The sequence below is a fragment of the Mycobacterium sp. genome (assembly GCF_019243155.1).
Taxonomy (GTDB): Bacteria; Actinomycetota; Actinomycetes; order Mycobacteriales; family Mycobacteriaceae; genus Mycobacterium.
Genome location: NZ_JAFAUS010000028.1, coordinates 1 through 3,027 on the forward strand (window position 1 = coordinate 1; position 3,027 = coordinate 3,027).

4 protein-coding genes are annotated in these 3,027 nt (G+C 65.1%); 2 read left to right on the plus strand and 2 right to left on the minus strand.

Annotated features, from left to right (window positions below):
- Positions 1-739 (minus strand): NAD-dependent epimerase/dehydratase family protein (locus tag JOZ00_RS01600; RefSeq protein ID WP_293338777.1); only part of this gene is annotated, 739 nt, incomplete at its 3' end.
- Positions 740-821: 82 nt separating this feature from the next.
- Between JOZ00_RS01600 and JOZ00_RS01605 the strand changes: the two genes are divergently transcribed.
- On the plus strand, positions 822-1,634 hold the full coding sequence (locus JOZ00_RS01605; protein ID WP_293338780.1) for an SDR family oxidoreductase: 813 nt from the start codon (positions 822-824) through the stop codon (positions 1,632-1,634).
- Here the strand turns inward: JOZ00_RS01605 and JOZ00_RS01610 are convergent.
- A complete protein-coding gene (locus JOZ00_RS01610; RefSeq protein WP_293338782.1) occupies positions 1,631-2,419 on the minus strand; it encodes an SDR family NAD(P)-dependent oxidoreductase in 789 nt (262 codons plus the stop codon). The two genes, JOZ00_RS01605 and JOZ00_RS01610, sit on opposite strands and share 4 nt — an antisense overlap.
- A gap of 70 nt (positions 2,420-2,489) precedes the next feature.
- On the opposite strand from JOZ00_RS01610, the gene JOZ00_RS01615 reads away from it, so the two are divergent.
- Positions 2,490-3,027 (plus strand): carboxymuconolactone decarboxylase family protein (locus tag JOZ00_RS01615; RefSeq protein WP_293338785.1); only part of this gene is annotated, 538 nt, incomplete at its 3' end.

A 3,027-nucleotide genomic window follows, 5' to 3' on the forward strand; every position in this document is an offset into this window, starting at 1 on the left:
TACCGCCGGCGGTGCTGAAGGTGTCTTCGGGCCTGCCGACCAATAGATAACGCTCGCCGGCCACACCGGACTCCAGCGCGGCGATCGAACCCTTCGCGACGTCCGCCCCGGCCACCCAGGTCACCGGAAAGGCCAAGTAGCGCTTGATCTTTCCACGCATGCCCGCCAGGAGCACCCGGTTGAAGCTGGTGCGGTGCAAGGCGCGTTGGACGACCGGTGCGGGTCCGAAGATCGCGCCGGGGTGACACGTCAGCACGTCGTCGCCCGCGGCCGCGCGCTCGTGTGCTTCGAGAAAGGCGGCGAGCTTGGTGACGGTGTAGGGGTCGTTCGGCGGGTGTTTGAGGACGGGCGCCTCTTCGAAGTCGACACCGGTGCTCAAATCGAGGAAGGTGGCGGTGCTCAGTGCGACGACCCGACGCATGCCGTGAACTTTCCCCGCATCCAGGACGTTGCGGGTGCCGACCATGTTGACGGCCTTGAAATCTTCCAGGTCCTGGCTCGCGCCGCCCAGCAGTGCCGCACAGTGGATGGCCGCCTCGGCGTCCTCGGCCGCCCGGAGCACGTCGTCGACGTCCCTGATGTCGCCCTTCACCAGTTCCACACCGATGTCGGCCAGCGCGGTGGCCTCATCCGGGTTGCGAACCAGGGCGCGGACGTGGTCTCCGCGCTCGATCAATTGTTGACAGACGTTTCCGCCGGTCTGCCCGGTGCCGCCGGTGACGAAGATCGTGCTGGCCATGAAGGCCTCCCCAGTCGTTACATACCGAACAAATTTAGTTAAGACTGTAAACCGTGAAGTGCGATTGTTCTATAGTCAGCCCATGGCCATCGATCCCTCGAAGATTCTTCTGACCGACCGCGTCGCGGTGGTGACCGGCGGCGGTGCCGGCATCGGCCGGGGCATCGCAGCAGGACTCAAGGCATTCGGTGCGCGGGTCGCGATCTGGGAACGCAATCCCGATTCGTGTGCGTCCGCCGCCGAGGAGATCGGCGCGCTGGGCATCACCGTCGACGTCCGCGACAGCGCTGCGGTGGACGCCGCGCTCGCGCAGACCGCCGCCGAGCTCGGGACCGTGACGGTCCTGGTCAACAACGCCGGCGGGGTGTTCTGGTCGGGGATCCTCGACACCAGCGAAAATGGTTGGGACGCACTGTACAAGTCGAACTTGCGCCACGTTTACCTGTGCACGCAGCGAGTGGCCCGCATCCTCGTCGAGCAGAAACTGCCGGGCAGCGTCATCAGCGTCACCTCGATCGAAGGTGTCCGCGCCGCACCGGGTTACGCCACTTACGCTGCGGCCAAGGCGGGTGTCATCAACTACACCAAGACGGCGGCACTCGAGCTTGCGCCGCACGGCATTCGGGTCAACGCGCTGGCGCCCGACATCACCCTGACCGAAGGCATCCAGGCAATCGCACCGCCGGGCTCCGAGCAGCGATTCGGCCTCACCGTGCCGATGCAACGCGCCGGTCATGTCGATGAAATGGCGGGCGCGGCAGTGTTTCTCGCGTCCGAGCTGTCCAGCTACATCACCGGCCAGACGATCCACGTCGATGGCGGCACCCACGCCGCTAGCGGCTGGTACCACCACCCGGAGACCGGCGCGTACGCGCTCGGACCGACGAGCGGCTAATCGCCGGTGTCCAGGCCGACGTGAGCGGACATCCCGCCGTCGATGGCGATCATTTGCCCGGTGATGTAGCGGGATCGGTCCGAGGCCAGGAAGAGGACCAGGTCCGCGACGTCCCCCGGTTCGCCGAGATAGGGCGTCAGCGTGGCGCGCCCAAGGCCGTCGATGATGTCCTTGGCGAGATGCGCACGTACGGCGTCGGTCAGGATCAGGCCCGGCACAACGGTATTCGCGCGGATGCCGCGTTTCCCCTCGCTGGTCGCGACGTACATCGTCAGGGCATGAACGCCGGACTTCGACACGCCGTAGGCCAGTCGGGTCCGGTCGCCGGACAGCGCCGCTCCCGACGACATGTTGACGATCGAGCCGCCGCCGTTCTTCGACATCTCGGGAACCGTGTACTTGCACATCAGCAGCTGGCTGCCCAGATTGACGTCCAGGGACCGCTGCCACACGTCCATCGACATTTCGCGCACGGTGGTGTCCCGGGACAGGAAGTCGCTGGCGGTCAGCGCCGCGTTGTTGTGCAGAACGTCGACTCGACCGAACTCCGCCACAGTGGACTCCACTACGTGCTGAGCCGTTTGCTCGTCGGCGAGGTCGCCGCCGAGCGCGATCGCTCGCGCCCCCGTTCGCCGAATTTCGTCTGCGACACCGGTGGCGTTCGCCTCGTCGATGTCGACGACTACAACGGCGGCGCCCTCGCGCGCCAATTCGTGCGCCGTTGCCGCGCCGATGCCACCCGCACCGCCGGTGACAATCGCGACCTTCCCGGCGAGTCTGGACATCGAAGTTCTCCTTTTCGGTGGCGCACAAAAAAGTTAGCCTGATTCGATGCCGCGTATAGCGCCAATTCCGATGAATGAGCTCAGCTCGCATTCCCGCGAAATTGTGGAGTCCGGTGTTGCCGGCGGGCTTTACGCCACTCCGGCGCCGTTGCAGATATTCGCTTATCGCAGCGCCCAACTCGACCAGGTCAATGCGGCCAGGGCCCAGCTGGGCACCGGCACCCTGCTGGGCGGCCGAATCATGGAGTTGCTGCGCATCCGTAGCGCCCAACTCGGGGAGTGCCAGCCCTGCAGCCAATCGCGTAAGCATGACTCGATCACCGACGAGGATGTCGCATGCCTGCTGGCGCCCGGGCACGGTTCGCTGACTCCGCAAGAGCAGATGGCCATCGAGTTCATCGACCTGTTGTCCGCCGATCACCACGCTATGGACGACGAGTTTTACAAGCGATTAAGCAAACATTTCACGGCCGCGCAAATCATCGAACTCGGATTCACCTGTGCGGGGGTGATGGGATTGCACCGGTTCATTCACACGCTCGACGTCTACGGCGCTTCGCCGCCCGTTATCGAATACAGCCAGGATCAGGTCGACAGCGCGAAGCCGG